A 24,927-nucleotide genomic window follows, 5' to 3' on the forward strand; every position below is an offset into this window, starting at 1 on the left:
GCCGATGTAGCGACGCGCCCGCCGATTGGCAAACCTGTCGCTCGTCGAAAAGACGCGCAAGCGGGTTGCGGCGCGCCCGGCCATTCCGTTACGTCCCCCCGCAACAATCTTTCAGCGGAGGACGTGAATGCGCGTGAAGACCCTGGCCCTGGCGGCTGCACTGAGCCTTCCCCTCCCTGCCCTCGCCCAGATCGATCCCGCCGCGTTGCGCGACGCGGCACTGAAGGACGAGATCGCCTGGGACATCACCGAGGGCCTCACCACCGAGATCGGCCCGCGCCTCGCCGGGACCGAAGCCGAGGCCCGCGCGCGCGTCTGGGCGGTGAAGAGGCTGACGACACTCGGCTTCAGCAACGTGCGCAGCGAGCCGTTCCAGATGAAGACCTGGGTTCGCGGCGAGGAGACGCTCGAGGTGCTCGCCCCCTTCCCCCAGCCGCTGCGTCTCACCGCGCTCGGCAACTCGGGCGCGACGCCCGCTGCCGGATTGCGGGGCGAGATCGTCTACTTCCCCGATCTCGCAGCGCTCCAGGCCGCACCCGACGGCAGCCTCAAGGGCAAGATCGCCTTCGTCAGCCACGCGATGACACGGACGCAGGACGGGTCGCAATATGGGGCCTATGGCGCCGTCCGCCGCAGCGGCCCCGCGGCCGCCGCGCGCAAGGGGGCGGCCGCGATCTTGATCCGATCGGTCGGCACCGACTATCACCGCAACCCGCATGCCGGCGGCACCGGCTTCCCCGAAGGCGTCGCGCCGATCCCCGCCGCGGCGCTCTCGATCCCCGATGCCGAGCAGCTCGAGCGGATCCTCAAGCGCGGACAGCCGGTAAGCGTGAAGCTCACGCTCACGCCCAAGCAGATTGGCATGACCGAATCGGGCAACGTCATCGCCGAGGTGCCGGGCAGCGATCCCGCCGCGGGCCTCGTGGTGGTCGCCTGCCACCTCGACAGCTGGGATCTGGGCACCGGGGCGTTCGACGACGGGGCGGGCTGCGGGATCGTCGCCGCGGCGGCCAAGCGCATCCTCGATGCCGGCAAGCCGCGCCGCACCATCCGCATCCTGTGGGCGGGCGCGGAGGAAGTCGGCGTGTTCGGCGGCAAGGCCTATTTCGATGCGCACAAGGGCGAACGCCATGCGCTCGCCAGCGAATCCGATTTCGGCGCCGACCGCATCTGGCGCGTCGATTTCAAGCTGCCCGACAGCGCGAAGGCGGTGGGCGTTCGGGTCGCGGCGGCGCTCGCTCCGCTCGGGATCAGCCGGGGGAGCGATGCCGCGAGCGGCGGTGCGGACGTCAGCGCGCTGGTCGCCTCGGGGGTCGCGGGCATCGACCTGCAGCAGGACGGAACGCGCTATTTCGACCTGCACCACACGCCCGACGACACGCTCGACAAGATCGATCCGGACCAGCTTCGCCAGAATGTTGCGGCCTGGACGGCGATGCTCGCCGTGGTCGCCGATGCCCCGGAAGAAATCGGCGCCACGCGATGATGCAGCGCATCATTTCGGCTCGCCGCAAAGCTTGCTGAGAGATGAATTCCCATTGACGGCGGCGTAACGGGCGTTATTCCGACTAACTCGCACGGCAATCGGGCCGACGCGAACCGAATAATTTTGCTTGGGAGCAAAACGAATGAAGAAGGTCCTCATCGTCGCTGCCGCGACCGGCCTGATGTCGCTCGCCGCCTGCAACACCACGCCGGCTGCGAACAACACTGTCGAGAATACCGTCGAGGCGCTCGAGAACGGCGCTGACCTGCTCGAGAACGAAGCCGCTGGCGCGACCAACGAAGCCGGCGCGATCCTCGAGAACGCTGCCGACACGCTCGAGAACGCGGCCGACAACGTTACCCAGTAATCGGACCTGTTCTTCCTGGGCTTGCAAGAGCCCGGTCGAATCGAAAGGGCGCCCCTCACGGGGCGCCCTTTTTCGTTGCCCGATACGGCGGACCCAGCTGCGTTCGTCGCCGACGATCGGCCGTTCGTCGTTTCAAACGGTTCCGGTGGACGCGGCTCCCCCTCTTATCGAGCATCGATAGTGCACCGGGCGCCGGGAGCGTAGCCGGGATGAGCGTCCGGACAGGGCGCGCCCCGCAACCCCGGAGTGACCCATGTTGTTCAACCTCGCCCGCGCGGCCGCGATCGCCGCCGCGCTCATCGCCGCAGTCCCGGCCTTCGCCGGTGGCGCGAAGTCGGCAAATGTCTCCTACGCCGATCTCAACCTCGCCAGCGCGCTCGGCAAGGCAACGTTCGAGCGCCGCGTCTCGCGTGCCGCCGATCGCGTCTGCGGCGTCGAGCTGGGACGCGATATCGTGGCGCAGGCAGCCGCAAAGCGCTGCGCCGCCGCCGCCCGCGAATCGGCCCGTCCGGCCGTCGAACTCGCCTACCGCAACGCCGCCAACCGGCAGCTTGCGGCGCGGGACATGAGTGTCACTGTAGCACCCTGACATTCATTCCACTGCCCCGCCCGCCGGAGGGACTGGCGGGCGGGGCTATTTTGCCATGATCGCCTTGGCCGCAGCCTGATAGGTCCGCCCGATCCGGACGAGATCGCCATCGGTCAGCTCGGCATGCCACACCCCCAGGCCATCGTGCCGCAGCTTGGCGATCCGGTCCTTGCGCACGATCGTCGACCGATGGAGCCTGATGAAGCGCTCGGGATCGAGCCGCCGCTCGAGCTCGGTGATCGTCTGGTGGATCAGGTAGCTGCGCCCCCCGACGCTCAACCGCATATAGTCGCGCTCGGCGTCCACGCGCTCGATATCGCCCGCGCTGACCCGCACCATCTCCGATCGGTGCGGCACCCAGAATTCCTCGATCCAGCGCGAGCTCGCCGCCTGCGGCTCGCTGCGCCCGCGCCCCGCCGCCTCGATCGCACGGCCGATCGCCCGCGCGAGCCGCTCGGCGCTCACCGGTTTCAGCACATAATCGACCGCCGCCACGTCGAACGCGGCGACGGCATGCTGCTCGAACGCGGTGCAGAAGATCACCGCCGGCCGGTGCGCGATTTCCGCCAGCGCCGCCGCAACGCCGATCCCGTCGCGGTGCGGCATCGCGATGTCGAGCAGGACGAGGTCGGGCGTGAGCGCGTCGATCAGCCGCAACGCAGCGTCCCCGTCGCTCGCCGTGCCGATCAGGTCGATCTCGGGAATGCCCGCGCACAGGATCTGCATCCGCTCGACCGCGAGCGGCTCGTCATCGACGATCAGGGTGCGTAGCCGTTCAGCAGCCATTGTGAACCAACGGCATGGTCAGCGTCGCCGTGAAGCCGCCCTCGGCCCGCTTGCCGGCGGTCAGCCATGCCGCGTCGCCGAAGCGGGCGGCCAGCCTGTCGCGCACGTTGCGCAGGCCAACCCCGGTTCCGTTCGGCGATTTCGCGCCATCACCATCGTCGCTCACCGTAACCTCCAGCATCCCGCCGAACACGCGTGCGCGCACGCACACATGCACCGGACGGCGTGCCGGCGCGACTCCATATTTGACCGCATTCTCGATCAGCGGCTGCAGGATCAGGCCCGGGACACACGCTCCGGCGGCGGCCGGTTCGATCTCGAACGTTGTGCGCAATCGCTCGGGGAAGCGGACCGCCTCGATCTCGAGATAGAGCTTCTGCACCGAGATCTCGTCGGCCAGCGGCACGTCGTCGGTAGGCTCGCTGGCCAGGCTGGTGCGGAAGAAGTTGGAAAGGTTGAGGATCATCGCCTCGGCATCCTCGCGCTTGCCCGACATGACGAGCGACGAGATCGAGTTGAGCGTGTTGAACAGGAAATGCGGATTGACCTGATAGCGCAGCGCCCTCAGCTCCGCGGTCTGGGCCGCGGCGCGCAGCCGCGCCGTCTCGCGCTCCGACGCGCGCACAGCGCCCGCATAGGACAGCGCCAGGTAGAAGACGGACCAGGAAACGAAGAAGAAATACCAGCCAAGCGCATTCTCCGCGATCAGATCGGCCGGTTTCTCCACCTTGTTCTTGGGCTGCTCATCCGCTCGATGCTGCAGCTCGGGGGGTTTTGGATCATAGACGTAGAAGGACAGATAGTTGACGGTCGAATAGGCCGTGGCGGCGATCGCGGAAAACAGAAATGCTGCGGCCACGCGAACGCGCAACGTGTGATGGCAGAACAGCCGCAGCACCCGATAGAGCAGATAGGTGAAGCCGATCCCGAACAGCGACACCCACGCCCGATTGTCGAGCATCAGCCAGTAGCCGGGATAGTCCATGATCCACGACCGCAGCGTGATGCTGACATAGTAGAAGACCCAGAATGCGATGATCGACAGCACCGCGACCCGGTGCGGCACGGTGAAGGGGGTGGGGTCCGGATGGTGATCGGCGGCCATTTGCGACCCTAACGCGATGGTTGCTGAAGAAACCACTCACCATGATGCCATTGATCGAACGGCATCGCACGCTTGTCGAAATCGCGGTCCCGGGTCGCGAAATGGTCGGGGAGACAGGATTCGAACCTGCGACATCCTGCTCCCAAAGCAGGCGCGCTACCAGACTGCGCCACTCCCCGACGCGGGTGCGGTTAGGCGGTAATGCGCCGCCGCACAAGGCCCGCCGCAGCAAAGCCGCGTCGTCAGTCGGCGCTCGGGGCGCCGCTGGTGGGCCCGGCAGGACTTGAACCCGCAACCTAGCCGTTATGAGCGGCCAGCTCTAACCAATTGAGCTACAGGCCCCGCCAGCGGTTCCGCGCTTAAGGGCGAACGCGGCGCCCGGCAAGCGTCGCACGATCCAGCGCCGTCAGGATCTCGTCATGCGAAGCCGGCGCGATGCCCAGCCGTGCGAGCAACCCGAACGCCGCCTCCCACCATGCATGGAAGGCGCGCAGCTCCGCGGCGTCGCGGACATAGGGAGTGTAGCCCGGTGCCGCCGAGGGCGAATGGTAGGAGAAGAGCAGCATCCGCACCCCCTCCCCGGCCGCGACGCGGATCGCCTCCAGCGCCAGCTCCAGCGGCATCTCCTCGGGCGTCAGGGCGACGCGGGAGAGCAGCCCCAGCCGCGCCGCCAGCCCGCGCCCTCGCGGCACATGGCCCAGCGCCCCGTACAGCCCCGCCCCCCCTGCGCGCGCCGCGCCGGTATAGATGGTGGTGAGCGGCAGCTCGGCCAGCCCGCCCTCGTCCGCCCAGAAGGCGTGATTGCCGATTGCGGTGAAATCGGGTCCGCCCTCCGCGCCGTAATCATAGCCCGAGCGCATCGAGGTATCGACGCGATACCCCTCCGCTGCCAGCAGCGAGAGCGAGTGGGGCCCGATCCCGTAGCGCCCTGCACGGAACATCACCGGCCGCCGCCCGAACGCCGATGCGATCTCGCCTGTCAGCACGGCCAGCTTCGCCGCCTCCAGCTCGCGCGGCAGATTGCCGACGAAGCTGTTGCGCGGCACCACCAGCTCGTCGAACGGCGGATTGACCCAGGGGTGGAGCTGCGTGCCGATCGCCGAGCGTCCGTCGCGGAGCAGTTCGCGCAGGATGTCGACCGACATCGGGCAGGTCACCACCGGATGATCGATCATATAGGTCGCGGGCACGCCATGCGCGGCGAACAGCCGGTGCATCCCGGGCAATGCGCGCATCGCATCCGTTGAGCGATTCTCCCGCCGCAGCGGCTGCGACCAATCGAACTCCTCCTCGGTATCGACGAACACGGTGAAGCGCGTGCCGAAATCGTCGGGCCACGCCACGGCGGCGTCCCGCGCCGGTGCAGGCACCCGATATCCCTTCGGCGGCATAAGCTGTTGTTCCATCCCCATCCGGATGGCGTCTAGCGCACCTGCTCCAAAGACTTGGTTACCGCGGGCAGGCGAATCGTCAGGCTGTCCGCCTCGATCACCAGCGATCCCGAAAGCTCGCGCGCCAGGTTGCGGATCAGCCGCAGCGCAAAGCCGGTGCCGAGCAGCGCCGCTTCCTCGCGCTCGTCGTCGATCGCGAAGATCGCGTCCCCCGTATAGGCTGCGAGTGCGCGCGGCCGATCGAAGCCGATCGCGACGGTCTCGCTGTCGGCGGACAGCCGCACGCCGATCCGCTCGCCCTCGCCTGCGGCGGACAGGACCGTCGCCAGCGTGCGCGAGAGCAGCCGCTCGATCGCGTGGGCATCGCCCGCCACCGTCAGCTCGTCATCGGGCAGGTCGACATCGGCGCCGCGCATCCGCGCGAGCGGCGCCAGCTCGTCCGAAACCCGGTCGAACAGCGGCTGCAGCGCCACCTCGCCCGGATAGAGCCGCAGGGCCGCGGCATCGATCCGCGCCGCGATGTCGAGATCGTCGATTGCCGCCAGCAACGCGCGGGCACGATCGCGGATCAGCGCCGCGCGCTCGCGATACACGGGCGCGGCCTCGCCCAGGATCTCGCGCTCGATCAGTTCCGAGAAGCCGGCGATCGCGTTGGTGGGCGTGCGCAGCTCGTGCATCAGCTGGCGCAGCGAATCGGCGCCCGCCCCGCCCTTGCGCTGCGCGCCGCCGGCCGGCACCGCGCTCTCTTCGCTGCGCGGGCGCCGCCCCGTCCCGCGATAGCCCACGAAACGCCCGGTGGCCGGATCGAATGCAGCATTCGCGGAGATCCGCCAGTCGCCGCCGGCATCGCTGTCGCCCGCCACGAACAGCCGCGCCCCGGCGAATCGCGCGCGCTGCCGCAGCGCGCCGGCGGCGACGCCATCGACGCGCGATCCGTCAGGCGTCGCGGTCATGTCGAGCGAGAGGCCGATCAGCGGCGCGCGCGATACGCCCTCGACCCAGCGGATCACCCCCTGGGCGTCGGTCTCGAAGCGGAAACCGTCTGCGCGGACGCGAGCGCGCGGCTCGGCGGGCATGCCCTGCTGACGGGTGTAGAAGGCGTCGATGCGGGCGACCACGTCGGCGATCTCGAACGGGGCGCCGGGGACGTCTGCCGTACCTTGGCTTTCCCCGTCCGGGCGCTGCGTCTTGACCAGGTCGCCATGAAGCGCCGCCGCCTTCTGCGGGGCGCCGGCATCCGCGACCTGCTGGAGGGCCGCAGCGACCACCGGGATGCCGAGCGCCGCGACCCCCACCGGCACGAAGGGGGTTGCCGGTATCGTCGCAGGCGCATCGGTGGGCGGTTCGGCAGCGGGGGCCTCGGCCGGAGCGGTCTCGCTCGCCGCAACCTCGGTCCCGAGGACGAAATCCGCCGCGCGAAATGCTTCGAGCGCGCTTTTCACGCCCACCGGCAAGTCGCGCCGTCCGCGCAGCACGCCGCGCGCGGGGGCTGAAAGCTGCGGCAACAGCTCGATCCACTCACCCGCGCTGAGCCGCGCCGTGCGCAGGATGGGCGCGGCTACCGCGATCGCATCGACCACGCACAGCTTGACCAGCGCCGCCGGCGGCTCCGCCATCTCGAGAGCGCGCGCGCTGGTGATGCGGACCGCGACCGGCACGTCGCCGCGAATCGATTCGAGCAGAGCAAGCGCGCGCGCATCGTCGGGGATCCGGCGGCGGCCGATCAGGTCGACAAGCTGGCGCCAGGCAGAAGCCTTGCCGAACGCCGTCGAGACGTCCGCCGCCAGCACCGTTTCAAGGGTATCGTCGAAGCGCACCGGTCTGTCGTTCCCACCCGCCGAAAAGCCTGCCGTAATCAAACCTTAACGCGGCAAACCCGCCCCGGGAACTGCCGATTTCGCGCCGTCGCATAGTGGGACAATTGCGCTTGCGCGTAATTATCTTATGTGTACGGGACACATGGCGACTGTTGCTGTCGCGCCACAGGGGAGCGTTCATGGCTTTTGACGAGATCGACCGGCAGATCATGGCACATCTGCAGGCCGACGGCCGGATGACCAATGTCGACCTGGCCGACCGCGTCGGCCTCACCGCGCCGCCGTGCCTCCGCCGCGTCCGCACGCTGGAGGAAAAGGGCGCGATTCGCGGCTATCATGCCGATCTCGATCCCGTCTGGCTGGGCTACACCATCACCGTCTTCGCGATGGTCAGCCTGAAGAGCCAGGCCGAAACCGATCTGGAGGCGTTCGAGGCGCATGTCGCCGGCATCCCCGAGATTCGCGAATGCTACATGCTCAACGGCGATATCGACTTCATCCTGAAGATCGTCGCCCGGGATCTGAGCAGCTTCCAGCAGTTCCTCACGACCAAGCTGACCACCGCCCCCAACGTGGCGCATGTCCGCACCTCGCTCACCATCCGCTCGTCCAAGTCGCTCCCGGGCGTTCCGGTCGAGCCCTGACGCTCCAGGCTGAGGCGAAGACGAAAAGGGGGCGGCCCGGCGGCCGCCCCTTCTTCTGCGATGCCGCAGCCTTCAGGCCAGCGGCAGATCGAGCCAGGTCGTCCAGAACTTGGCGATCTCGCCGCGCGGCGTGCCCGTGACGGCGCCGAACGCGGTCTTGGCTTCCGCCTTCTGGCCCGACAGCGCCAGCGCAATGCCAAGGCGCGTATTCACGACATTGGTGTCGACGCCGCCCTTCTGCAGCGCAAGGCGATACAGCTCCACCGCCTTGGCATAGTTGCGAGTGCCGAGATAGGCGTCGCCCGTCTGCATCGCCACATCGCCCTTGGCCGCACCGGCCGCGCGCTTCTCCTCGTTGGCCAGCGGCACTTCGGCTTTTTCCTGCGCGCTCGCCGTCGTGTAGAGCTGGTTGATCGCAGCATTGGTCTTGGTCACCTTGCCGCTCGCGCGGCCCTCGTCGATCACCGCCTTGACCTCACCGGGCAGGCCGCGGCGCTGCGCGACATCGGCATAGCTCAGATAGTCGCTCTCGCCGCCCATCGCCTTCGACGCACGCATCAGGCGAAGCACGTCGAGCCGCTGATCGGCGTCGAGGGTGACGCCCTTGTCCTCGAGCTGACCCAGATAGATCAGCAGCGACGAACGCCACGCATCAGCAGTCGGATAGACGGCAAGCTGGCGGTTGAGCCAGGTCGCCGCCCCGGCCTTGTCGCCCGAGGTGTAGAGCTTCGAGACGACGACCTTGTACCAGGATTCGGGCGCCTTGCGGCCCGCCGCTTCCTCGGCCTTGATCGCCGCGTCGATCGACGCGACGCCCGCCGGGATCTGGCCGCCGTCGAGCTGCGCCTGGGCGATGCGCAGGTTCAGGTTGGAGTCCGCCGGCGCATAGCCCAGCTGACGCGCCTTGGTCAGATGGGTGATCGCTTCGGCATATTTCTTCTGCTGATAGGCATAGTTGCCGCGGAAGTAGCTGTAGCGGCCGATATCCGCGGGCGGGGTGTTGGGGTTCACCAGCAGCGCATCGATCGCGCTCATCGTGCCGGGCATGTCGTTCAGGCCCGACGTGACCTGCAGCCGGAACACCGCCGCGTAATATTTCTCGCCATCGCTCTGCGCGAGCGAATCAAGGCCGGCGAGCTTGGGCTGGGCGCCGGCCCAGTCCTTGGCCTTCACCAGCGTCTCGACTTCCGCGGCCGCCTTGCGGAACGGCTCGCTGAGCTTGATCTGCTGGCCGGCTTCTTCCTTCTTTTTCTGGGCCAGCGCGGGCGATGCGGCGAGCAGCGCGGGGGCGCCCAACATGAACGCCGCGGCCAGTGCCGCCTTGGAAACAGACTTCATCCAGGACTCTCCTTACGCGGTTGGCGTAACAACAAAGGGGCGATTTCGCTCTAGTCTCCCCTCTGCGGGGGTCAAGGCGGCGCGGTTCATTCCGGCCCTCGCACCGGCACGCTGAACGCATTTTGAACGATTCGGCTCCACGCCCTTCCGCCGGGCGCCCTACGCGCGTGCGCGCACGCGCGCGGGCTTGGCAGGTGGCCCCCGCCCCGCTAGAGCGGTCACAATCCTGAAACAAGCTCCGAAAGCACCAGAACTTGACCGACGAGACCGTCCTCGCGGACCCTTCCGATATCACGCCCATCTCGATCGTCGACGAGATGAAGACGAGCTACCTCGATTACGCGATGAGCGTGATCGTGGCGCGCGCCCTGCCCGACGTCCGCGACGGTTTGAAGCCGGTCCATCGCCGCATCCTCCATGCCGCGCAGGAAGGCGGCTATCTCGCCAACCGGCCGTACCGCAAGTCGGCCCGCCTCGTCGGTGACGTGATGGGTAAATATCATCCGCACGGCGACAGCTCGATCTACATGGCGATGGCGCGCATGGCGCAGGACTGGTCGATGCGCGTGCCGCTGATCGACGGCCAGGGCAATTTCGGATCGATGGACCCCGATATGCCGGCGGCGATGCGCTACACCGAGGCGCGGCTTGCCAAGGTCGCGACCTCGCTGATCGAGGATATCGACAAGGACACGGTCGATTTCCAGGACAATTACGACGGCTCCGAAAGCGAGCCGACGGTCCTGCCCGCGCGCTTCCCCAACCTGCTGGTCAACGGCGCCGGGGGCATCGCAGTCGGCATGGCAACCAATATCCCGCCGCATAATCTGGGCGAAGTGATCGACGCCTGCCTTGCGTACATGGACAATGGCGCGATCACCGTCGACGAGCTGATGGAGATCGTCCCCGGCCCCGACTTCCCGACCGGCGCGCTGGTCCTGGGCCGTTCGGGGTGCCGCAGCACCTATCAGACCGGCCGCGGCTCGATCCTCGTGCGCTGCCGCCACACCTTCGAGCAGCGCGGCGAGCGCCGTTCGATCGTGCTCACCGAAATCCCTTACCAGCAGGGGAAGAACGCGCTGGTCGAGAAGATCGCCGAGGCCGCGAAGGAAAAGCGCGTCGAGGGCGTCAGCGACATCCGCGACGAATCGAGCCGCGAGGGCGTCCGCATCGTCATCGATTTGAAGCGCGACGCGACGCCCGAAGTCGTGCTCAACCAGATCTGGCGCAACACCCCGGCGCAGCAGAGCTTCCCGGCCAACATGCTCGCGATCCGCGGCGGCCGGCCGGAACTGCTCAACCTGCGCGACATCGTCGAGGCGTTCGTCAAGTTCCGCGAGCAGGTCATCACCCGCCGCTCGAAGTTCGAGCTGGCCAAGGCACGCGACCGTGCGCACATCTTGCTCGGCCTGGTGATCGCCGTCACCAACCTCGACGAGGTGGTCCGCATCATCCGCAGCTCGTCCAGCCCGGTCGCGGCGCGCGAGGCGTTGCTGATGCGCGAATGGCCGATCGCCGAGATCGCGCCGTATATCCGCCTCGTGGAAGCGGTCGAGGCCGAGGTTTCGGGCGACGTCTATCGCCTGTCGGACGTCCAGGTCCGCGCGATCCTCGACCTGCGCCTGCACCGCCTCACCGCGCTCGGCCGCGACGAGATCGGCGACGAGCTGCGCGAGCTCGCCGATTCGATCGCCGAGCTGCTCGAGATCCTCGCCAACCGCGCCAAGCTCTACGAGGTGCTGCGCGAGGAACTGGTCGCGGTCCGCGATCAATATGCGACGCCCCGCCGCACCGAGATCGCCCCGGCCGCCGACGGCATCGAGGACGAGGATCTGATCGAGCGCGAGGACATGGTCGTGACCGTCACGGTCCAGGGCTATATCAAGCGCACCAGCCTCGACACCTTCCGCGCGCAGAACCGCGGCGGCAAGGGCCGCGCCGGCATGGCGACCAAGGACGAGGACGCGATCACCGAGCTGTTCGTGACCTCCACGCACACGCCCGTCCTGTTCTTCTCGACCTTGGGCAAGGTCTATCGCATGAAGGTGTGGAAGCTGCCCGAGGGCGGCCCCGCCACCCGCGGCCGGCCGATGATCAACCTGCTCCCGCTTGCGGCGGGCGAGACGATCTCGACCGTGCTTCCGCTGCCCGAGGACGAGAGCGAGTGGGGCAAGCTCCACGTCATGTTCGCGACCGCCAAGGGCTCGGTCCGCCGCAACTCGATGGACGCGTTCACCAACGTCCCCTCGAACGGCAAGATCGCGATGAAGTTCGAGGGCGAGGACGAGGACGACCGGCTGATCGGCGTCGCCCTGCTCGACGAGGCCGACGACGTCCTGCTCGCCACGCGCCAGGGCAAGGCGATCCGCTTCCCCGGCGACGATGTCCGCGAATTCCAGAGCCGCAACTCCACCGGCGTGCGCGGCATGCGCCTCGCCGAGGGCGACGAGGTGATCTCGCTCTCGATCCTCCACCGCGCCGGCATCAGGGACCAGGACGAGCGCGAGGATTATCTCCGCCACGCCCCGTGGAAGGGCGAGGACACCGAGGGCACGCGCCAGCCGCGCCGCATGGACGATGCGCGTTTCGCCGAGCTCAAGGACTGCGAGCAGTTCATCCTCACCGTCTGCCGCAACGGCTATGGCAAGCTCAGCTCGGCCTACGAGTATCGCCGCACCGGCCGCGGCGGCCAGGGCATCACCAATATCGACAACATCGCCCGCAACGGCCTCGTCGTCGCGAGCTTCCCGGCGACCAAGGGGCACCAGCTGATGCTGGTCACCGATCAGGCCAAGATGATCCGCATGTCGCTCGGCGACCTGCGCGTGATCGGCCGCGGCTCGGCGGGCGTGCGGCTGTTCAACGTCGCCGATGACGAGCATGTCGTCTCCGCCGCCCGCATCGAGGAGACCGAGGACGAGGCCGAAGTGAACCTTGGCGACGGTCCCGACGTTGGAGAGCCGACGCCGGACGCGACGCCGGGCGAGGATCTGGCCGAGGGGCCGGAGGGCGGCGAGTAGTTGATCCGTTCGTGCTGAGCCTGTCGAAGCACAGCCCTTCTGCGCCGAGACACAGAACTGCCCTTCGACAAGCTCAGGGCGAACGGAGATAGAGCCATGCACCCGACCACCGCCTACAAGGTGCTGACCGCCGCGCAGATGCATGCGCTGGAGCATGACGGCAGCTTCGCCGGCGCGCCGGTCGATCTCGCCGACGGCTATATCCACATGTCGACGCGCGACCAGCTCACCGAGACGGTGGACAAGCACTTCGCCGAACAGGAGGACCTGTGGGTCGCGGCAGTGGACCTGGAGGCGCTCGGCGATGCGGTGAAGTGGGAAGTCTCGCGCGGCGGCGCGGAATTCCCGCACCTCTACGGCCCGCTCACGCTCGAAACGGTGATCGCCTATTCCCCGCTCGAGCGCGACGCCGACGGCGCGGTGCAGCTGCCGGTAACCGGCTGACTGGCATCACGCACGCCGGATCGGATTGCGGGCATGCATGGGCAACGCGTCCGGGAATGCCAGCCACGGATGCGCCTCCTCGGCCCACACCGCCTGTTGCGGCATGGGAAAATCGCGATCGGCAAAGCATCCCACCGCGATGCCGATGACATCCGGAAGGCGCTCGGGCTCCCACCAGAGGTTCGATCCACAATCCGGACAGAAATGGAAGCTGACATCGAAGCCGCTGGCCGACGCGCGGCGGAAGCTGTTCGCCTGACCGCTGATCAACTCCACGCTGGCACGCGGGAAGAATGCCGCAATGCTGAACAGCGATCCCGTCCGCCGCTGGCAATCGAAGCAATGACACAGCGACACCTTGGCGGGCTCGCCCACACAGCGGAGCGCCAGCTTCCCGCAATGGCAGGCCGCCTCCCGTGTCATGGTATCCACGGCTTCAGCTTCATGGCTGCGCTATAGAATAACTGCGCCTATCCCGTCACGCTCGGATAGAGCGATCCGACCAGGAGCAGCGCCGCAGCCATGTTGAACATCCGCAGCCGCCGCGCATCGCCCAGCCAGCCGCGCAGCTTCACGCCCATCGCCGCCCATAGCGCCACGCTGGGCAGGTTCACCGCGCCGAACAATCCCGCCACCAGCGCCAGGCCGATCCACGGGTCCACCGGAGGCATGTAGACCGTCACCCCGGTCAGCGCCATCGTCCACGCCTTGGGATTGACCCATTGGAACAGCGCCGCCTGGAGAAAGGTCAGCGGCCGTCCCTCGGCCGTCTGCCTATCGCCCACAGGCCGCGCGGTCGCGATCTTCCACGCCAGGTAGAGCAGATAGATAACGCTCACCCATTTCAGCACCGCATGCGCGAGCGGATAGCGCGCGAACAGCTCCGCCAGCCCCAGCCCGACCAGCACGATCATCAACACGAACCCCAGCGCGACGCCCAACAGATGCGGCACCGTGCGCCGGAACCCGAAATTGGTGCCCGATGTCATCAGCATGAGGTTGTTCGGCCCCGGCGTGATCGAGGAGACGAACGCGAAGGCGGTCAGCGCCGGCAGGGTCTGGGTCCATAGCATTGCGCAAGAATATGCGATCCCGCCGCGAATGTACTTGCGAATATCGTTCTCGATTTGGCATCATTCACAATCTATGAGCGATATTGACCGTATCGACCGAAATATATTGCACGAGCTGTCCGCCAACGCGCGGATCACCAATCTCGCGCTCGCCGAGCGCGTCGGCCTCTCGCCCTCGGCCTGCCTGCGCCGGGTGCAGGATCTCGAGCGGATCGGCGTGATCCGGGGCTATCGCGCCATCCTCGATCGCGCCGCGCTGGGCATCACCTTCACGGCCTATGTCGCGGTCGGGCTGTCGCGCCATACCAAATCCGAGCAGGAGGATTTCGAGCGCGCGATCCGCACCGCGCCCGAGGTGCGCGAATGCCACAACGTGACCGGCTCGATCGAATATCTCCTGCGCGTCGAGGCGAAGGACCTCGAGGCCTATAAGCGCTTCCACACCGATGTGCTCGGCGCGTTGCCCCAGGTCTCGACGATCACCTCCTACATCGTGATGGATTCGCCCAAAGACGAGCGCGCCTAGGCGGTCACGCCATCAGGTCCACCACCTCGGCGCCCGCGCCCTCCGCGGCCAGCAGCAGCGTGCGGTGGCACATCCCCGGATCGCGCTCGAAGCACAGCAGCGCGCTCGGCGTCTCGGCGATCAGGTCGCGCATCCGCGCGGCAGCTGCCTGAGCCTCAGGCAGTTCGAGCTGCCCCGCATAGACCGCCTCCAGCGTCGCCCGGTCGCCTTTCTTCGCCGCGTCGCGCCCGGGCTTGGGGGTGCCCAGCGCCTTCAAATGGACATAGCCGATCCCGCGCGCCTTGAGCGCGGCCGCGAGCGGCGCCTTGGAGAAGCCCGGCCGGCGCGACAGCGGCAGCTGGCGCACGTCGATCACCTGGCGCACGCCCGCCCCCTCCAGCGCGGCGAGGAACGTCTCCATCGTCGCGCCCTCATAGCCGATGGTGAAGACCTTCATTCCACCGGCGCCGCCGCACCGCCCGAAAGCGAATTCGGGCCATGCGGGTCCGCGGGAACCGGCTGCGGAAAGTCCGGCTCGCGGCGCCCCTTCTTCTGCGCGCGAAGCCATTCCCGTTCGAAGACATGGCGTGCCCGTCCCAGCCGATCGCGCATATCCTGACTCCTTCCCGGACAATCTGATGCCGTGCGGGTCAATCCGCAACGGGCTTGTGGCACACCGCCTCGACGTTGATCCCGTCCGGATCATAGACGAAGGCGCCATAATAGTCGGGGTGGTAGTGCGCACGCAGGCCCGGCGCGCCATTGTCCCGCCCGCCGGCAGCCATCGCAGCGGTGTAGAAGGCATCCACCTCCGCCCGATTCTCCGCGACGAAGGCGATATGGATCCCGCTCCCCTTCGGCCCGCCGTTGCTCAGCCAGAAATCGGGCTTGCCGTGCTTGCCATAGCCAAGGCCATGATAGGCGCCGCCGGTCATCGCGGGCGTCACCTCCATCACCACCGTCGCGCCGATCGCACCCAGCGCCGCATCGTAGAAGCGGCGCGAAGCTGCGAAATCGCTCGCCGAAACACCCATATGATCGATCATCGCATCCTCCCAAAAACGCCAGCTTACCCGCTCGCCTCCCCAGAATTGTCAGCAGCATGACACACCGCCTCCACGTTCATTCCGTCGGGATCGATCACGAACGCGGCATAATAGTCCGGATGATAGGCTTCGCGTATCCCCGGCGCGCCATTGTCCCTGCCCCCCGCCGCCAGGGCGGCGGCGTGGAAGCCGTCCACCGCCGCCCGGCTCCGGGCACGAAAGGCATGGTGCACCCCGGCGCTCACCGGCTCGCCATCGGCGATGACGAAGTCCACTTCGTCCACGCCGAACAGAACGATGTTGTTGCCGAGCCCGTTGGCCTCCTCGCCCATCACCCGGTAGCCGAGCGGCGCCAGCGCGGCCGCGTAGAAGCGCCGCGACGCCGCGATATCGCTGACGGGAATGCCGAGATGGTCGATCATCCTTGACTCCTTCAATTTCTGAAATTACAGAAATTACATCATGACCCGGTTCGCCGAACATCCCGACGCCAAGGCGTTCATCCTCCACTGGGGCGAGATGGGAACGCAATGGGGCGTCAATCGCTCCGTCGCGCAGGTCCATGCGCTGCTCTACCTCGCCGACCGGCCGCTTCATGCCGAGGAGATCGTCGAAGCGCTGGGCCTCGCCCGCTCCAACGTCTCGACCGCGCTCAAGGAGCTTCAGGGCTACGGCATCGTCCGCCGCGTGCATGTCGAAGGCGACCGCCGCGACCATTTCGTCGCCGAGACCGATCTGTGGGAGATGCTCATGCGCATTGTCGCCGAGCGCAAGCGGCGCGAGGTCGATCCGACGATCCAACTGCTCGGCGAGCTTGCCGCGCGCCTCGCCGCCGACGACACCGCCCCGGCCCAGGTGCGCGAGCGCGTCGGCCGGATGCACGAATTCATCGGCACGCTCGGCGGCTGGTACGACCAGGTCCGCGTGCTGCCCAAGCCCACGCTCGTCACGCTGATGAAGCTCGGCGGCAAGGTCGCCCGCTTCATCCCGGGCGCGCGGAAGGAATAGCAGAGATGAGCCCGCAACCCCTTCTTATCCTCCCCCGCCAGGGGGAGGTGGCGCGCGCAGCGCGACGGAGGGGGCGGAAGCGGGCCGGTTTGAGGCTCGAGACCATCCGCTACCTCCCCCTCCGCCAGCCTTCGGCTGTCACCTCCCCCTGGCGGGGGAGGATCGGGACTCCACGCACCGCCACGTCAGAATAGGGAATTGCCCCAAATCCTCATGTCCAGGCCAATAAATTTCTGAAATTTCAGAAATACCAGCAAGGGAGAAACAAGATGGCTCGACATCATCCCGCCGCCGCCGATCCCGCTCTTCGCCACCTCGCATGGCGCGACCTTGTGACGATGCGCATCCGAGACGGCCTGATCGAATGCCTCCATCCCCTGCCCTGGCTCGCCCTGTCGCTTACCTTCGCGCAATTCGGCCTGTGGCTGCTCGCCATCCCCGCCAGCTTCATGTTCTTCCTGACGGCGCTGCGGCTCAACCACGAGGCGATCCACCATAATCTGGGCTTCAGCCCGCGTGGCCATCGCCGCGTGCTCCATGGTCTGAGCGCGTTGATGCTCGGCTCCAACAGCTCGGTCGCGTTCAACCATCTCCACCACCACGCGAAGATCGGCACGCCCGACGATATCGAGGGTAAGTGCGGCGAGATGAGGCTGTGGCAGGTGCTGCTCTACGGTCCGCGCTTTCCGGCCGAGACGCATCTCTATGGCTGGCGCAATGGCGGACCGCAGCTGCGGCGGCGGATGGCGATCGACCTCGGGCTCAACGCGCTCGTGATGGGGGCCGCGCTCGCGACCCATTGGGCGCCGTTGCTCTACCACCTCGCCGCGATGGTGGCCGCGCAGTGCTTCACCGCCTTCTTCGCGGTGTGGATAACCCATCATGGCTGCGAGGACGGCCTCGTCGCCCGCACCCAGCGCGGGTGGCTGTTCAACCGCGTCAGCTACAACATGTTCTTCCACCTCGAGCACCACCTCTTCCCCGCGGTGCCCGTCAGCCGCTTGCCGGCGCTCGCCGCCCGCATCGACGCAGCAGCGCCGAAGCTCGCCGCGCGGATGCGGATGGTGGTGCCTGTGCCTCGTGTTTGAACGTCCGAAGGATAACCATATGACACGCTTTCACTATGGCCATGGCACTGCGCTCGCACTGGTTGCTGCCGGCCCTTCCTTCATGCTGCTGCTACTCGTCGGCCAGCTGCTCTACGATCCGAACGGCACTGACCTCACCGAGTTGTTGGCGCTTCTGCCTGTCCTCCTGATTGCAACGGTCGTGGGTATGGTGATCTCGCTTCTGCCCGTTCTGCTCGGCGGGTTGGCGATGGGGTATCTTGGAGTTCTCTCGGTCGGCGCGCGTCATCCCGTCCTATGGGCTGCAGCCGGTGCCGGGCTGGGCGCGCTGATGGGTTTCGCGTTCGATAGTGCTCGTACAAGCTGGCTGGTGCTACCCTTTCCCCTCAATGGCGCCATCTGCGCGCTGATCGTCCGCTACGGCACCCGCTGGTCGGACGACAGCGTCTGAACCACGCCCCATGCAATCAGCGCCTGCGCCGCGAAATAGCTCGGCCAGATCAATAGGCTCGGGACAAACGAGTCCTTGAGCACCCCGAAGCGCGAAAAGATCAGCAGGTCGCTGGCCACGAACAGCATCGCGCCGATCCCCACGCGATAGCGCGGAAAGCGGCTCGTCCAGGCCGTCGCCGCCATGACGCCGAGAAACACCGCATAGGCGCCCACCGGCAGCGCCTGCCCCGCGGGCGCCGCTAGCAAGGCGCTGATCAGGATCGTCGCCGGCGTAAGCAGATAGCCCAGCAGCTTCTGGCTCGCCGTCGGGTCCGCCCGCCGGTTGCGCAGATACAGCATGATCGCCACCGCATGCCCCGCCGCGAACGCCGCGCCGCCGATCGTGAACCCATGCGTCTCCAGCAGCAGATCGCCCAGCGCCCCAAGCGCCAGTGCGCCCGTGATCAGCCAGCCGTCGGTGCTCCGCGCCTGCGTCGCCGCCCAGAGCGCGAGGAGCGCCACGCCGCTGGTCTTCCACGCCGCCTGCCATACACCGCCATCGATCAGCCCCCACGCGGTCAGCGAATAGCTCGCCCCCGCCAGCACCGCGATCCAGAACACCCCCCGCATCACTTTCCCTTTTCCTACAGCCCCACCCTTGGCGTAAGGGCTTTGACAGCGGCGTCCGGCACCGCCGGTCGCGTGTCAAGCAGGCGCGAAAAATCCCTGCATATGTGTCAACTTTTCGAGAGAGACGTGTCAACTTCGCTCCCCCATCAAGTCCATATCATCGGCGGCGGCCTCGCCGGCTCTGAAGCCGCCTGGCAGCTCGCCAATGCCGGCGTTCGCGTGAAGCTTTCCGAGATGCGCGGGGGCGGCGACATGACGCCCGCGCATCAGACCGACGGGCTTGCCGAGCTGGTCTGCTCGAACAGCTTCCGCTCCGACGATGCCGAGCGCAACGCCGTGGGCTTGCTGCACCAGGAGATGCGCGATCTCGGCTCGATCATCATGGCGCAGGGCGACGCGCACAAGGTACCGGCGGGCTCGGCACTCGCGGTCGATCGCGACCATTTCTCGAACGGTGTCACCGCGGCGCTCGAAGCGCACCCCAACATCAGCATCGTGCGCGAGCGCGTCGATCAACTCCCGGCCGAGGGTCTGACGATCGTCGCCACCGGCCCGCTCACCGCGCCCGGCCTGGCCGACAGCATCGGCCGCGCGACGGGCAAGGACAGCCTCGCCTTCTTCGATGCGATCGCTCCGATCGTGCACCGCGACAGCATCGACATGGACGTGGCGTGGATGCAGTCGCGCTGGAACAAGGTCGGCCCCGGCGGCACGGGCAAGGATTACATCAACTGCCCGATGACCAAGGACCAGTATCTCGCCTTCCATCAGGGACTGCTCGACGGCGAGAAGGCCGAGTTCAAGGATTGGGAGAACGTGCCCTATTTCGAGGGCTGCATGCCGATCGAGGTGATGGCCGAGCGCGGCGTCGACACGTTGCGCTACGGCCCGATGAAGGGCGTGGGGCTCGATCAGCCCAGCACCGGGCGCTGGCCCTATGCCTGCGTCCAGCTGCGCCAGGACAACGCCACCGGCACGCTGTGGAACATGGTCGGCTTCCAGACCAAGCTGAAGCATGGCGCTCAGGTCGAGCTGTTCCGGACGATCCCGGGGCTTGAGAACGCCGAATTCGCGCGGCTTGGCGGTCTCCACCGCAACACCTTCATTCGCTCCCCCGAGCTGCTCGATCCGACGCTGCGCCTCAAGTCCCGCCCGCACATCCGCTTCGCCGGGCAGGTTACGGGCTGCGAGGGCTATGTCGAAAGCTCGGCCATCGGCCTGCTCGCCGGCCGCTTCGCCGCCGCCGAGATCCTCGGGCGCCCGCTCGCGCCGCCGCCGGTCGAGACCGCGCTCGGCGCACTGCTCGGCCACATCACCGGCGGCGCGGAGATCGAGACCTATCAGCCGATGAACGTCAATTTCGGCCTGATGCCGCCGATCGAGGGGCGGACGAAGAAGGCCGACCGCAAGCTCATGTACACCGCCCGCGCCCGCGAAGCGTTTGCGGCGTGGCTCAAGGCGGCCTGACTACTCCTCGGCAGCCTCGGCCAGCGCCTTTGCCACCTCGGCGCGGCAATCGCATTGCGGCCGCGCCGGACTGCGGCGCTTGGGAGCAGTGGTGGCGAATTCGGCGCGGCTCAGCCCGCCCGACTTGTCCTTGTCCGCCTCGGCGAACTTGGTCGAGGTCCGCACCGTCCATTCCTCGAACGAGAGCTTGCCGTCGCCGTTCGTGTCGAGCTTGACGAACGCCTTGCGCCGCGGCTGCTGAAGCTCGGCGAGCGTGACGACGCCGTTCCTGTCCTTGTCGCTGCGGTCGAAGCGCTTCTCCTCGCGGCTGCGGTCCGCGCGCGGCACTGCCGCCACAGCCTCTGCGTCGCTCTGCCCGGTCGCCTCGCTCTGCACCGGCTTCGGCACCGGCGGCACCGGCTCGGGCGTCGCGCTGCTCTGGAACAGGAAGACCCCCGCCCCCGCCATCAGCAACGCCGCGATGCCACCCACGAAATAGCGCCACATGCCGACTCTCCCCCCAGTCAGGGGGTCAGCCTACCGCCTCCACACGCGGCAGCAAGACGTCACTTTCCCGTCAGCCGATGCCATAGGGCCCGCAGCGTCCGCCGCGGCGACCCGAGCGGCACCCCGGCAAGGTCGAGCTGGGCGAGATGCGCCATCGCGCCAAGCGCCCGCGCGTTGCGGCTCCACCGCGCCGCGGTGGCGCTCGCCAGTGCCTGCCCGGCGTTCATCCGCGCCGCCGCCGCTTCGCCCGGATCGGTGAGACCCGCGGCAAGGTCGGCCAGCGCCCACCCCTCTCCGGCCAGTGCCAGCGGATCGCCGGGCGATGCGCCCGCCAGCGCGCCCGCCAGCTCGAACAGGCACGCGCCGCGCAACGCAAATCCCTTCATCCCATCCGCATCCAGCTCGGGCTGCAACACCGCCTGCCAGGCCTGCGCGATCTCCGCGACGCGTTCCCCGGCCACCCCATCCCGCAGCACGTCGCGCGCCACCGCTTCCAGCACCGGCTCGGCCGGCGGCGGCGCGCTGTCGAGCTTCGCCAGTGCGTCGTGCCACCATTGCAGGCGGATCTGGCCCAGCATCGGCTCGGTCGTGGTGCGCACCGTCTCCGCCAGCTTGTCGTCGAGCACCAGCAGCGCCGCCAGCCCGCGGCCGGCCGCCGCCGTCGGGGCATAGGACAGGATCATCCGCCGTTCCGGTTCCGTAATCACCGGCCCGCTCCATTCCGGAGCGAGCGTAGACGTTCCGTTAACCATCCGTTTTCAGCCGCCGTTAGCCGCGCCTGCTCCATAGCGCGCGATCGAACGGGGGACGGTGGACCGATGAGCATGCAGGCTGGAGCCGCAAAGAGCGCACGCACATGGCTGGCATCGCTCGCCCGGGACACGCGCGGCAACACGATCGCGATCATCGCGGCGTCGATCATCCCGCTGGCGGGCATGGTGGGCGGCGGCGTGGACATCAGCCGCATGTACATCGTCAAGACGCGCCTGCAACATGCCTGTGACGCGGGCGCGCTCGCCGGGCGCAAGATGATGGGCGGCGGCGGCTGGTCGGCGAACAGCTATGCCGCGCGGACAGAGGCCGAGCGCTTCTTCGACGCGAACTTCAACCCGGATGCGTACGGTACGACGCGCGAGGCGGCTGCCACCCGCCGCAGCTTCACCGAAAGCGCCGGCAAGGTGACCGGCAATGCGCGCGCGGTGGTCCCGATGACGCTGATGCGCGTCTTCGGCAAGCCCACCGAAACGCTCACCGTGACCTGCGATGCTGAGATGCGGCTGCCCAACACGGACGTGATGTTCGTGCTCGATACGACCGGGTCGATGGACTATTGCCCGAATGGCGACCCGAGCTGCAACGGCAACGCGAACTCGCGCATCGCTGCACTGCGCATCGCGGTCAAATGCTTCTATCAGATCGTCGCCCGGCTCGATGTGGCCGATACCGATTGCGATGGTGACGAGCCGAGCGGCGGCACCGGCAGCCAGGTGCAAATCCGCTTCGGCTTCGTGCCCTATTCGACCAATGTGAACGTCGGCCGGTTGCTGCCCAACGACTATCTGGTCGACAGCTGGTGGTATCAGTCACGCAAGCCCAACTTCGCCGTTCCGCCCCAGAAGACCGAGGTGCGCTGGGAAAATTATGGCGGCGGCTCGCTTACCCAAAGCGAATGCCTCAGCTTCATGAACAACCAGGCCTTTGGCAGCTTTACGCCGACTCCGGCCAGTTCGGGCGGCCCTGCCCCCGCGCCGACGATCGAGACGAGCTTTCCCAACGACGGCAGCGCGACCAATGGCGGCGAGCACGCCGAATGGGGCTGGTCGCGGGGATCGAACTCGGAGGAGAGATGGGGCGACGCCCCCGACCGATCGACCAGCTGGACCGACAACAAGAAGAGCTGCCGCCGCAGGAAGACGACCACCACGACCTATTATGAGGAGAAGTTTGCGAACTGGGATTATGGCCAGCTCGAGATCGACGTCAGCGGCCTCAAGGCCGGCGGGAGCAGCTGGAACGCCAGCTTCACCATGCCGAGCTCGACGACCGATCTCAACACGACTTCCGTGGCGGATCCGGTGACCGGCTCCAACGGAAAGGATATCCCGCAGGCGACGATCCGCTGGTCGGGATGCATCGAGGAGCGCCAGACGGCGGCGACCACCGATTACGATCCGATCCCGTCGGATGCGCTCGATCTCGACATCGACATGGTGCCCAATAGCGACGACTCGCGCTGGAAGCCGGCGTTGCCCCAGCTCATCTTCACGCGCCGGACTACCAGCGGCGCCAACTGGGATAGCACCAGCTGGGGCAGCGGGAGCAGCAGCAACTGGAACACCGCGGCGATCACCACGACCGACGACTATGGCAACCGTTCGACCTTCTTCTGCCCCACCGAGGCGCGCAAGCTCCAGGCCTGGTCCGATCCGGCGACGTTCCAAAGCTACGTCAACTCGCTCAACCCCGATGGCAACACCTATCACGATATCGGCCTGATCTGGGGCGCGCGCCTGATGTCGCCGACCGGGATCTTCCGCAGCGAGAATCAGGCGACGCCGAACGGCGGCGAGATTGAGCGGCACATGATCTTCATGACCGACGGCGACACCAATGCGAACAACTACGACTATTCCGCCTATGGCGTGCCCTTCTTCGATTACCGCCAGACGCCGGAGAACCCCAGCAAGGCCCAACTCCAGGAGCAGGTGAACCTGCGCTTCCTCGCGATCTGCCAATGGGTGCGGAACAGGAACATCACGCTGTGGGTGATCAACTTCGGCGAAGGGCAGAGCGAGGAGACGCAGGACCGGCTCGAGCAATGCGCCTCGGACGGCCGCTACTTCTCGGCGGCGGACTCCGCGGCCCTTCAGGCCACTTTCAAGTCGATCGCCGACCAGATCTCGCAGCTGAGGCTCACCAAATGAGCCGGCAGCTTCGCCTTCCCCGCGACGAGCGAGGCACCACGATCGTCGAATTCGCGATCGTGGCGCCGGTGCTGGGGTTGCTGCTGCTCGGCGCCTTCGACGTGGCGCATACCCTCTATATGCGCGCGGCATTGCAGGGCGTCGTCCAGAAGGCCGCGCGCGACCTCACGCTCGAATCGGGCTTGAACGCCACCAAGCAGAACGAGCTCGACGACAAGGTCAGGGACCAGGTGCGCACCCTCGCCAACAACGCCACGGTGACGTTCACGCGGCAATGGTATCGCTCGTACGAGCATGCCGCGGCGTCCAAGTTCGAGCCGTGGACCGACACCAACAACAACGGCACCTGCGACGGCCCGCAGGGCGCCACGCCCGGCGAGCCCTATGAGGACACGAACGGCAACGGCCGTTGGGACGCGACGGGAGGCAATCTCAGCCAGGGCGGCGCGAAGGATGCGGTGCTCTATACGGCATCGGTCAGCTATCCCCGCTTCTTCCCCATCTACAACATGATCGGCGGATCGCGCACCACCACGGTGAAGGCATCCACTGTCCTGCGCAACCAGCCCTATGGCGACCAGGGCGTGCCCACGGTCAGGAATTGCCCGTGAAGCCTCTCTCTCTGATCAGCGCCACCGGGCGCGGGCTCGGTCGCGATATCGGCGGGGTGGCGATGCTTGAATTCGCCTTCGGGCTGCCGATTCTGCTGACGATGAGCCTGACGGGCGCCGAGCTGACCAACTACATCATCACCAAGATGCGCATCAGCCAAATCGCGCTTCAGCTGGCCGACAACTCGGCGCGGATCGGATCGGGCAGCCAGCTCGAATCCAAGAAGATCTACGAAAGTGACATCAACGACCTGCTCACCGGCGCGAATTTTCAGGCGGGCGAGCTCGATCTGTTCAGGAACGGGCATGTGATCATTTCGAGCGTCGAGCCGCATGCGACAACGGCCAACCGCTACCGGATCCGTTGGCAGCGCTGCAAGGGCAACAAGACGGCCTGGGGCTCAAGCTATGGCAACCCCCGGGACACGACCAGCGTCGAGGGCGTCGGCCCACCGGGCCGCCAGGTGATCGCGCCGCCCAACGGCGTCGCGATGTTCGTGGAGGTTCGCTACGCCTATCAGCCGCTGATCCGGACTGCGCTGTCGCCGACGAGCGAGATCAACGAAGTCGCATCGATGATGGTGCGCGACGCCCGCAACACTACCGGCGGCACCGACGGCGTCTTTCAGGAGGCGGGGGTTCCCGTCTCGAGCTGCCCGGCCCCCTAAGGCCCCTCCCCTGGGGGAGAGGG

Annotated in this window: 28 protein-coding genes and 2 tRNA genes; 14 read left to right on the top strand and 16 right to left on the bottom strand. The window is 67.3% G+C overall.

All coding sequences use genetic code 11. The annotated features are described in order from the left end of the window. The first annotated feature begins 127 nt into the window (after positions 1-127). The 3 genes from VGD28_RS02075 (at position 128) to VGD28_RS02085 (ending at position 2,442) form a co-directional block, all read left to right on the top strand. The gene (locus tag VGD28_RS02075) at positions 128-1,486 is read left to right on the top strand and encodes a M28 family peptidase (RefSeq protein WP_331026674.1); all 1,359 of its coding nucleotides are present in this window, start codon (positions 128-130) and stop codon (positions 1,484-1,486) included. 142 nt (positions 1,487-1,628) lie between these two features. Continuing rightward, on the top strand, positions 1,629-1,853 hold the full coding sequence (locus VGD28_RS02080; protein WP_331026675.1) for a hypothetical protein: 225 nt from the start codon (positions 1,629-1,631) through the stop codon (positions 1,851-1,853). A gap of 253 nt (positions 1,854-2,106) precedes the next feature. Beyond that, positions 2,107-2,442: a UrcA family protein gene (locus VGD28_RS02085; RefSeq protein ID WP_331026676.1), complete on the top strand. Its 336-nt coding sequence runs from the start codon at positions 2,107-2,109 to the stop codon at positions 2,440-2,442. Positions 2,443-2,487: 45 nt separating this feature from the next. Here the strand turns inward: VGD28_RS02085 and VGD28_RS02090 are convergent, their stop codons facing one another. The 6 genes from VGD28_RS02090 to VGD28_RS02115 all read right to left on the bottom strand — a co-directional run bounded on the left by VGD28_RS02090 (position 2,488) and on the right by VGD28_RS02115 (position 7,541). Then, complete coding sequence (locus VGD28_RS02090) at positions 2,488-3,228, bottom strand: LytTR family DNA-binding domain-containing protein (RefSeq protein WP_331026677.1); 741 nt, start codon at positions 3,226-3,228, stop codon at positions 2,488-2,490. Then, the gene (locus VGD28_RS02095; protein ID WP_331026678.1) at positions 3,218-4,333 is read right to left on the bottom strand and encodes a sensor histidine kinase; all 1,116 of its coding nucleotides are present in this window, start codon (positions 4,331-4,333) and stop codon (positions 3,218-3,220) included. Before VGD28_RS02095 ends, VGD28_RS02090 begins: the two co-directional genes overlap by 11 nt. A 102-nt stretch (positions 4,334-4,435) precedes the next feature. Beyond that, positions 4,436-4,512 (bottom strand) — tRNA-Pro (locus VGD28_RS02100). 86 nt (positions 4,513-4,598) lie between these two features. Continuing rightward, a tRNA-Ile gene (locus VGD28_RS02105) sits at positions 4,599-4,675 on the bottom strand. A gap of 17 nt (positions 4,676-4,692) precedes the next feature. Next, on the bottom strand, positions 4,693-5,724 hold the full coding sequence (locus VGD28_RS02110) for a WalW protein (RefSeq protein ID WP_331026679.1): 1,032 nt from the start codon (positions 5,722-5,724) through the stop codon (positions 4,693-4,695). A 32-nt stretch (positions 5,725-5,756) separates the two neighbouring features. Beyond that, the gene (locus VGD28_RS02115; protein ID WP_331026680.1) at positions 5,757-7,541 is read right to left on the bottom strand and encodes a sensor histidine kinase; all 1,785 of its coding nucleotides are present in this window, start codon (positions 7,539-7,541) and stop codon (positions 5,757-5,759) included. Positions 7,542-7,720: 179 nt separating this feature from the next. Here VGD28_RS02115 and VGD28_RS02120 point away from each other — a divergent pair, with 179 nt between their 5' ends. Then, positions 7,721-8,185, top strand: coding sequence for an Lrp/AsnC family transcriptional regulator (locus tag VGD28_RS02120; protein ID WP_331026681.1), 465 nt, complete (start codon positions 7,721-7,723; stop codon positions 8,183-8,185). A gap of 72 nt (positions 8,186-8,257) precedes the next feature. Here the strand turns inward: VGD28_RS02120 and VGD28_RS02125 are convergent, their stop codons facing one another. Beyond that, positions 8,258-9,523, bottom strand: coding sequence for a hypothetical protein (locus VGD28_RS02125; RefSeq protein ID WP_331026682.1), 1,266 nt, complete (start codon positions 9,521-9,523; stop codon positions 8,258-8,260). A 254-nt stretch (positions 9,524-9,777) separates the two neighbouring features. On the opposite strand from VGD28_RS02125, the gene gyrA reads away from it, so the two are divergent. Beyond that, entirely contained in the window at positions 9,778-12,543 is a 2,766-nt protein-coding gene (gyrA, locus tag VGD28_RS02130) for a DNA gyrase subunit A (protein WP_331026683.1), read from the top strand. A gap of 96 nt (positions 12,544-12,639) precedes the next feature. After that, positions 12,640-12,987: a DUF952 domain-containing protein gene (locus VGD28_RS02135; RefSeq protein WP_331026684.1), complete on the top strand. Its 348-nt coding sequence runs from the start codon at positions 12,640-12,642 to the stop codon at positions 12,985-12,987. 6 nt (positions 12,988-12,993) lie between these two features. On the opposite strand, the gene VGD28_RS02140 is transcribed toward VGD28_RS02135, so the two are convergent. Then, positions 12,994-13,362 (bottom strand): GFA family protein, encoded by a 369-nt coding sequence (locus VGD28_RS02140; protein ID WP_331026685.1) that lies wholly within the window; start codon positions 13,360-13,362, stop codon positions 12,994-12,996. Positions 13,363-13,457: 95 nt separating this feature from the next. After that, complete coding sequence (locus tag VGD28_RS02145) at positions 13,458-14,060, bottom strand: LysE family translocator (RefSeq protein WP_331026686.1); 603 nt, start codon at positions 14,058-14,060, stop codon at positions 13,458-13,460. A 73-nt stretch (positions 14,061-14,133) separates the two neighbouring features. On the opposite strand from VGD28_RS02145, the gene VGD28_RS02150 reads away from it, so the two are divergent. Next, positions 14,134-14,586: an Lrp/AsnC family transcriptional regulator gene (locus tag VGD28_RS02150; protein ID WP_331026687.1), complete on the top strand. Its 453-nt coding sequence runs from the start codon at positions 14,134-14,136 to the stop codon at positions 14,584-14,586. A gap of 4 nt (positions 14,587-14,590) precedes the next feature. Here the strand turns inward: VGD28_RS02150 and VGD28_RS02155 are convergent, their stop codons facing one another. From VGD28_RS02155 to VGD28_RS02170, 4 genes are read right to left on the bottom strand one after another with little or no spacing between them, the layout of a single operon-like run. Beyond that, complete coding sequence (locus VGD28_RS02155; RefSeq protein WP_331026688.1) at positions 14,591-15,022, bottom strand: DUF488 domain-containing protein; 432 nt, start codon at positions 15,020-15,022, stop codon at positions 14,591-14,593. Beyond that, positions 15,019-15,177: a hypothetical protein gene (locus VGD28_RS02160; RefSeq protein ID WP_331026689.1), complete on the bottom strand. Its 159-nt coding sequence runs from the start codon at positions 15,175-15,177 to the stop codon at positions 15,019-15,021. Before VGD28_RS02160 ends, VGD28_RS02155 begins: the two co-directional genes overlap by 4 nt. A gap of 38 nt (positions 15,178-15,215) precedes the next feature. Further along, a complete protein-coding gene (locus VGD28_RS02165) occupies positions 15,216-15,611 on the bottom strand; it encodes a VOC family protein (RefSeq protein ID WP_331026690.1) in 396 nt (131 codons plus the stop codon). Positions 15,612-15,634: 23 nt separating this feature from the next. Then, complete coding sequence (locus VGD28_RS02170) at positions 15,635-16,033, bottom strand: VOC family protein (RefSeq protein ID WP_331026691.1); 399 nt, start codon at positions 16,031-16,033, stop codon at positions 15,635-15,637. A 40-nt stretch (positions 16,034-16,073) separates the two neighbouring features. On the opposite strand from VGD28_RS02170, the gene VGD28_RS02175 reads away from it, so the two are divergent. From VGD28_RS02175 to VGD28_RS02185, 3 genes are all read left to right on the top strand, one after another. After that, on the top strand, positions 16,074-16,619 hold the full coding sequence (locus tag VGD28_RS02175; RefSeq protein ID WP_331026692.1) for a GbsR/MarR family transcriptional regulator: 546 nt from the start codon (positions 16,074-16,076) through the stop codon (positions 16,617-16,619). A gap of 269 nt (positions 16,620-16,888) precedes the next feature. Beyond that, positions 16,889-17,707, top strand: a complete 819-nt coding sequence (locus VGD28_RS02180) for a fatty acid desaturase (protein WP_331026693.1) — start codon at positions 16,889-16,891, stop codon at positions 17,705-17,707. A gap of 19 nt (positions 17,708-17,726) precedes the next feature. Further along, on the top strand, positions 17,727-18,137 hold the full coding sequence (locus tag VGD28_RS02185) for a hypothetical protein (RefSeq protein WP_331026694.1): 411 nt from the start codon (positions 17,727-17,729) through the stop codon (positions 18,135-18,137). On the opposite strand, the gene VGD28_RS02190 is transcribed toward VGD28_RS02185, so the two are convergent. Further along, positions 18,104-18,748 carry a lysoplasmalogenase family protein gene (locus tag VGD28_RS02190; protein WP_331026695.1) on the bottom strand — a complete coding sequence of 215 codons (645 nt, stop codon included), beginning with the start codon at positions 18,746-18,748 and terminating at the stop codon, positions 18,104-18,106. The two genes, VGD28_RS02185 and VGD28_RS02190, sit on opposite strands and share 34 nt — an antisense overlap. 126 nt (positions 18,749-18,874) lie before the next feature. Here VGD28_RS02190 and trmFO point away from each other — a divergent pair, with 126 nt between their 5' ends. Continuing rightward, on the top strand, positions 18,875-20,215 hold the full coding sequence (gene trmFO, locus VGD28_RS02195; RefSeq protein WP_331026696.1) for a methylenetetrahydrofolate--tRNA-(uracil(54)-C(5))-methyltransferase (FADH(2)-oxidizing) TrmFO: 1,341 nt from the start codon (positions 18,875-18,877) through the stop codon (positions 20,213-20,215). On the opposite strand, the gene VGD28_RS02200 is transcribed toward trmFO, so the two are convergent. Next, on the bottom strand, positions 20,216-20,701 hold the full coding sequence (locus tag VGD28_RS02200) for an EF-hand domain-containing protein (RefSeq protein ID WP_331026697.1): 486 nt from the start codon (positions 20,699-20,701) through the stop codon (positions 20,216-20,218). It abuts the gene before it with no gap. Between the two features lie 59 nt (positions 20,702-20,760). After that, entirely contained in the window at positions 20,761-21,408 is a 648-nt protein-coding gene (locus VGD28_RS02205) for a hypothetical protein (protein ID WP_331026698.1), read from the bottom strand. Between the two features lie 111 nt (positions 21,409-21,519). Here VGD28_RS02205 and VGD28_RS02210 point away from each other — a divergent pair, with 111 nt between their 5' ends. From VGD28_RS02210 to VGD28_RS02220, 3 genes are read left to right on the top strand one after another with little or no spacing between them, the layout of a single operon-like run. Then, on the top strand, positions 21,520-23,625 hold the full coding sequence (locus tag VGD28_RS02210; RefSeq protein WP_331026699.1) for a pilus assembly protein TadG-related protein: 2,106 nt from the start codon (positions 21,520-21,522) through the stop codon (positions 23,623-23,625). Continuing rightward, positions 23,622-24,236 (top strand): TadE/TadG family type IV pilus assembly protein, encoded by a 615-nt coding sequence (locus VGD28_RS02215; RefSeq protein WP_331026700.1) that lies wholly within the window; start codon positions 23,622-23,624, stop codon positions 24,234-24,236. The genes VGD28_RS02210 and VGD28_RS02215 overlap by 4 nt, the downstream gene beginning before the upstream one ends. Continuing rightward, positions 24,233-24,904: a pilus assembly protein gene (locus VGD28_RS02220; RefSeq protein WP_331026701.1), complete on the top strand. Its 672-nt coding sequence runs from the start codon at positions 24,233-24,235 to the stop codon at positions 24,902-24,904. The genes VGD28_RS02215 and VGD28_RS02220 overlap by 4 nt, the downstream gene beginning before the upstream one ends. Positions 24,905-24,927: the final 23 nt, after the last annotated feature.

Origin of the sequence: Sphingomonas sp., from assembly GCF_036402235.1 — a bacterium.
Lineage (GTDB): Bacteria > Pseudomonadota > Alphaproteobacteria > Sphingomonadales > Sphingomonadaceae > Sphingomonas.

Coding starts and splice junctions, on each gene's coding strand:
- VGD28_RS02075 (WP_331026674.1), top strand. CDS start 128: ATGCGCGTGAAGACCCTGGCCCTGGCGGCTGCACTGAGCCTTCCCCTC.
- VGD28_RS02080 (WP_331026675.1), top strand. CDS start 1,629: ATGAAGAAGGTCCTCATCGTCGCTGCCGCGACCGGCCTGATGTCGCTC.
- VGD28_RS02085 (WP_331026676.1), top strand. CDS start 2,107: ATGTTGTTCAACCTCGCCCGCGCGGCCGCGATCGCCGCCGCGCTCATC.
- VGD28_RS02090 (WP_331026677.1), bottom strand. CDS start 3,228: ATGGCTGCTGAACGGCTACGCACCCTGATCGTCGATGACGAGCCGCTC.
- VGD28_RS02095 (WP_331026678.1), bottom strand. CDS start 4,333: ATGGCCGCCGATCACCATCCGGACCCCACCCCCTTCACCGTGCCGCAC.
- VGD28_RS02110 (WP_331026679.1), bottom strand. CDS start 5,724: ATGCCGCCGAAGGGATATCGGGTGCCTGCACCGGCGCGGGACGCCGCC.
- VGD28_RS02120 (WP_331026681.1), top strand. CDS start 7,721: ATGGCTTTTGACGAGATCGACCGGCAGATCATGGCACATCTGCAGGCC.
- VGD28_RS02125 (WP_331026682.1), bottom strand. CDS start 9,523: ATGAAGTCTGTTTCCAAGGCGGCACTGGCCGCGGCGTTCATGTTGGGC.
- VGD28_RS02135 (WP_331026684.1), top strand. CDS start 12,640: ATGCACCCGACCACCGCCTACAAGGTGCTGACCGCCGCGCAGATGCAT.
- VGD28_RS02145 (WP_331026686.1), bottom strand. CDS start 14,060: ATGCTATGGACCCAGACCCTGCCGGCGCTGACCGCCTTCGCGTTCGTC.
- VGD28_RS02150 (WP_331026687.1), top strand. CDS start 14,134: ATGAGCGATATTGACCGTATCGACCGAAATATATTGCACGAGCTGTCC.
- VGD28_RS02155 (WP_331026688.1), bottom strand. CDS start 15,022: ATGAAGGTCTTCACCATCGGCTATGAGGGCGCGACGATGGAGACGTTC.
- VGD28_RS02160 (WP_331026689.1), bottom strand. CDS start 15,177: ATGCGCGATCGGCTGGGACGGGCACGCCATGTCTTCGAACGGGAATGG.
- VGD28_RS02165 (WP_331026690.1), bottom strand. CDS start 15,611: ATGATCGATCATATGGGTGTTTCGGCGAGCGATTTCGCAGCTTCGCGC.
- VGD28_RS02170 (WP_331026691.1), bottom strand. CDS start 16,033: ATGATCGACCATCTCGGCATTCCCGTCAGCGATATCGCGGCGTCGCGG.
- VGD28_RS02175 (WP_331026692.1), top strand. CDS start 16,074: ATGACCCGGTTCGCCGAACATCCCGACGCCAAGGCGTTCATCCTCCAC.
- VGD28_RS02180 (WP_331026693.1), top strand. CDS start 16,889: ATGGCTCGACATCATCCCGCCGCCGCCGATCCCGCTCTTCGCCACCTC.
- VGD28_RS02185 (WP_331026694.1), top strand. CDS start 17,727: ATGACACGCTTTCACTATGGCCATGGCACTGCGCTCGCACTGGTTGCT.
- VGD28_RS02190 (WP_331026695.1), bottom strand. CDS start 18,748: ATGCGGGGGGTGTTCTGGATCGCGGTGCTGGCGGGGGCGAGCTATTCG.
- VGD28_RS02200 (WP_331026697.1), bottom strand. CDS start 20,701: ATGTGGCGCTATTTCGTGGGTGGCATCGCGGCGTTGCTGATGGCGGGG.
- VGD28_RS02210 (WP_331026699.1), top strand. CDS start 21,520: ATGAGCATGCAGGCTGGAGCCGCAAAGAGCGCACGCACATGGCTGGCA.
- VGD28_RS02215 (WP_331026700.1), top strand. CDS start 23,622: ATGAGCCGGCAGCTTCGCCTTCCCCGCGACGAGCGAGGCACCACGATC.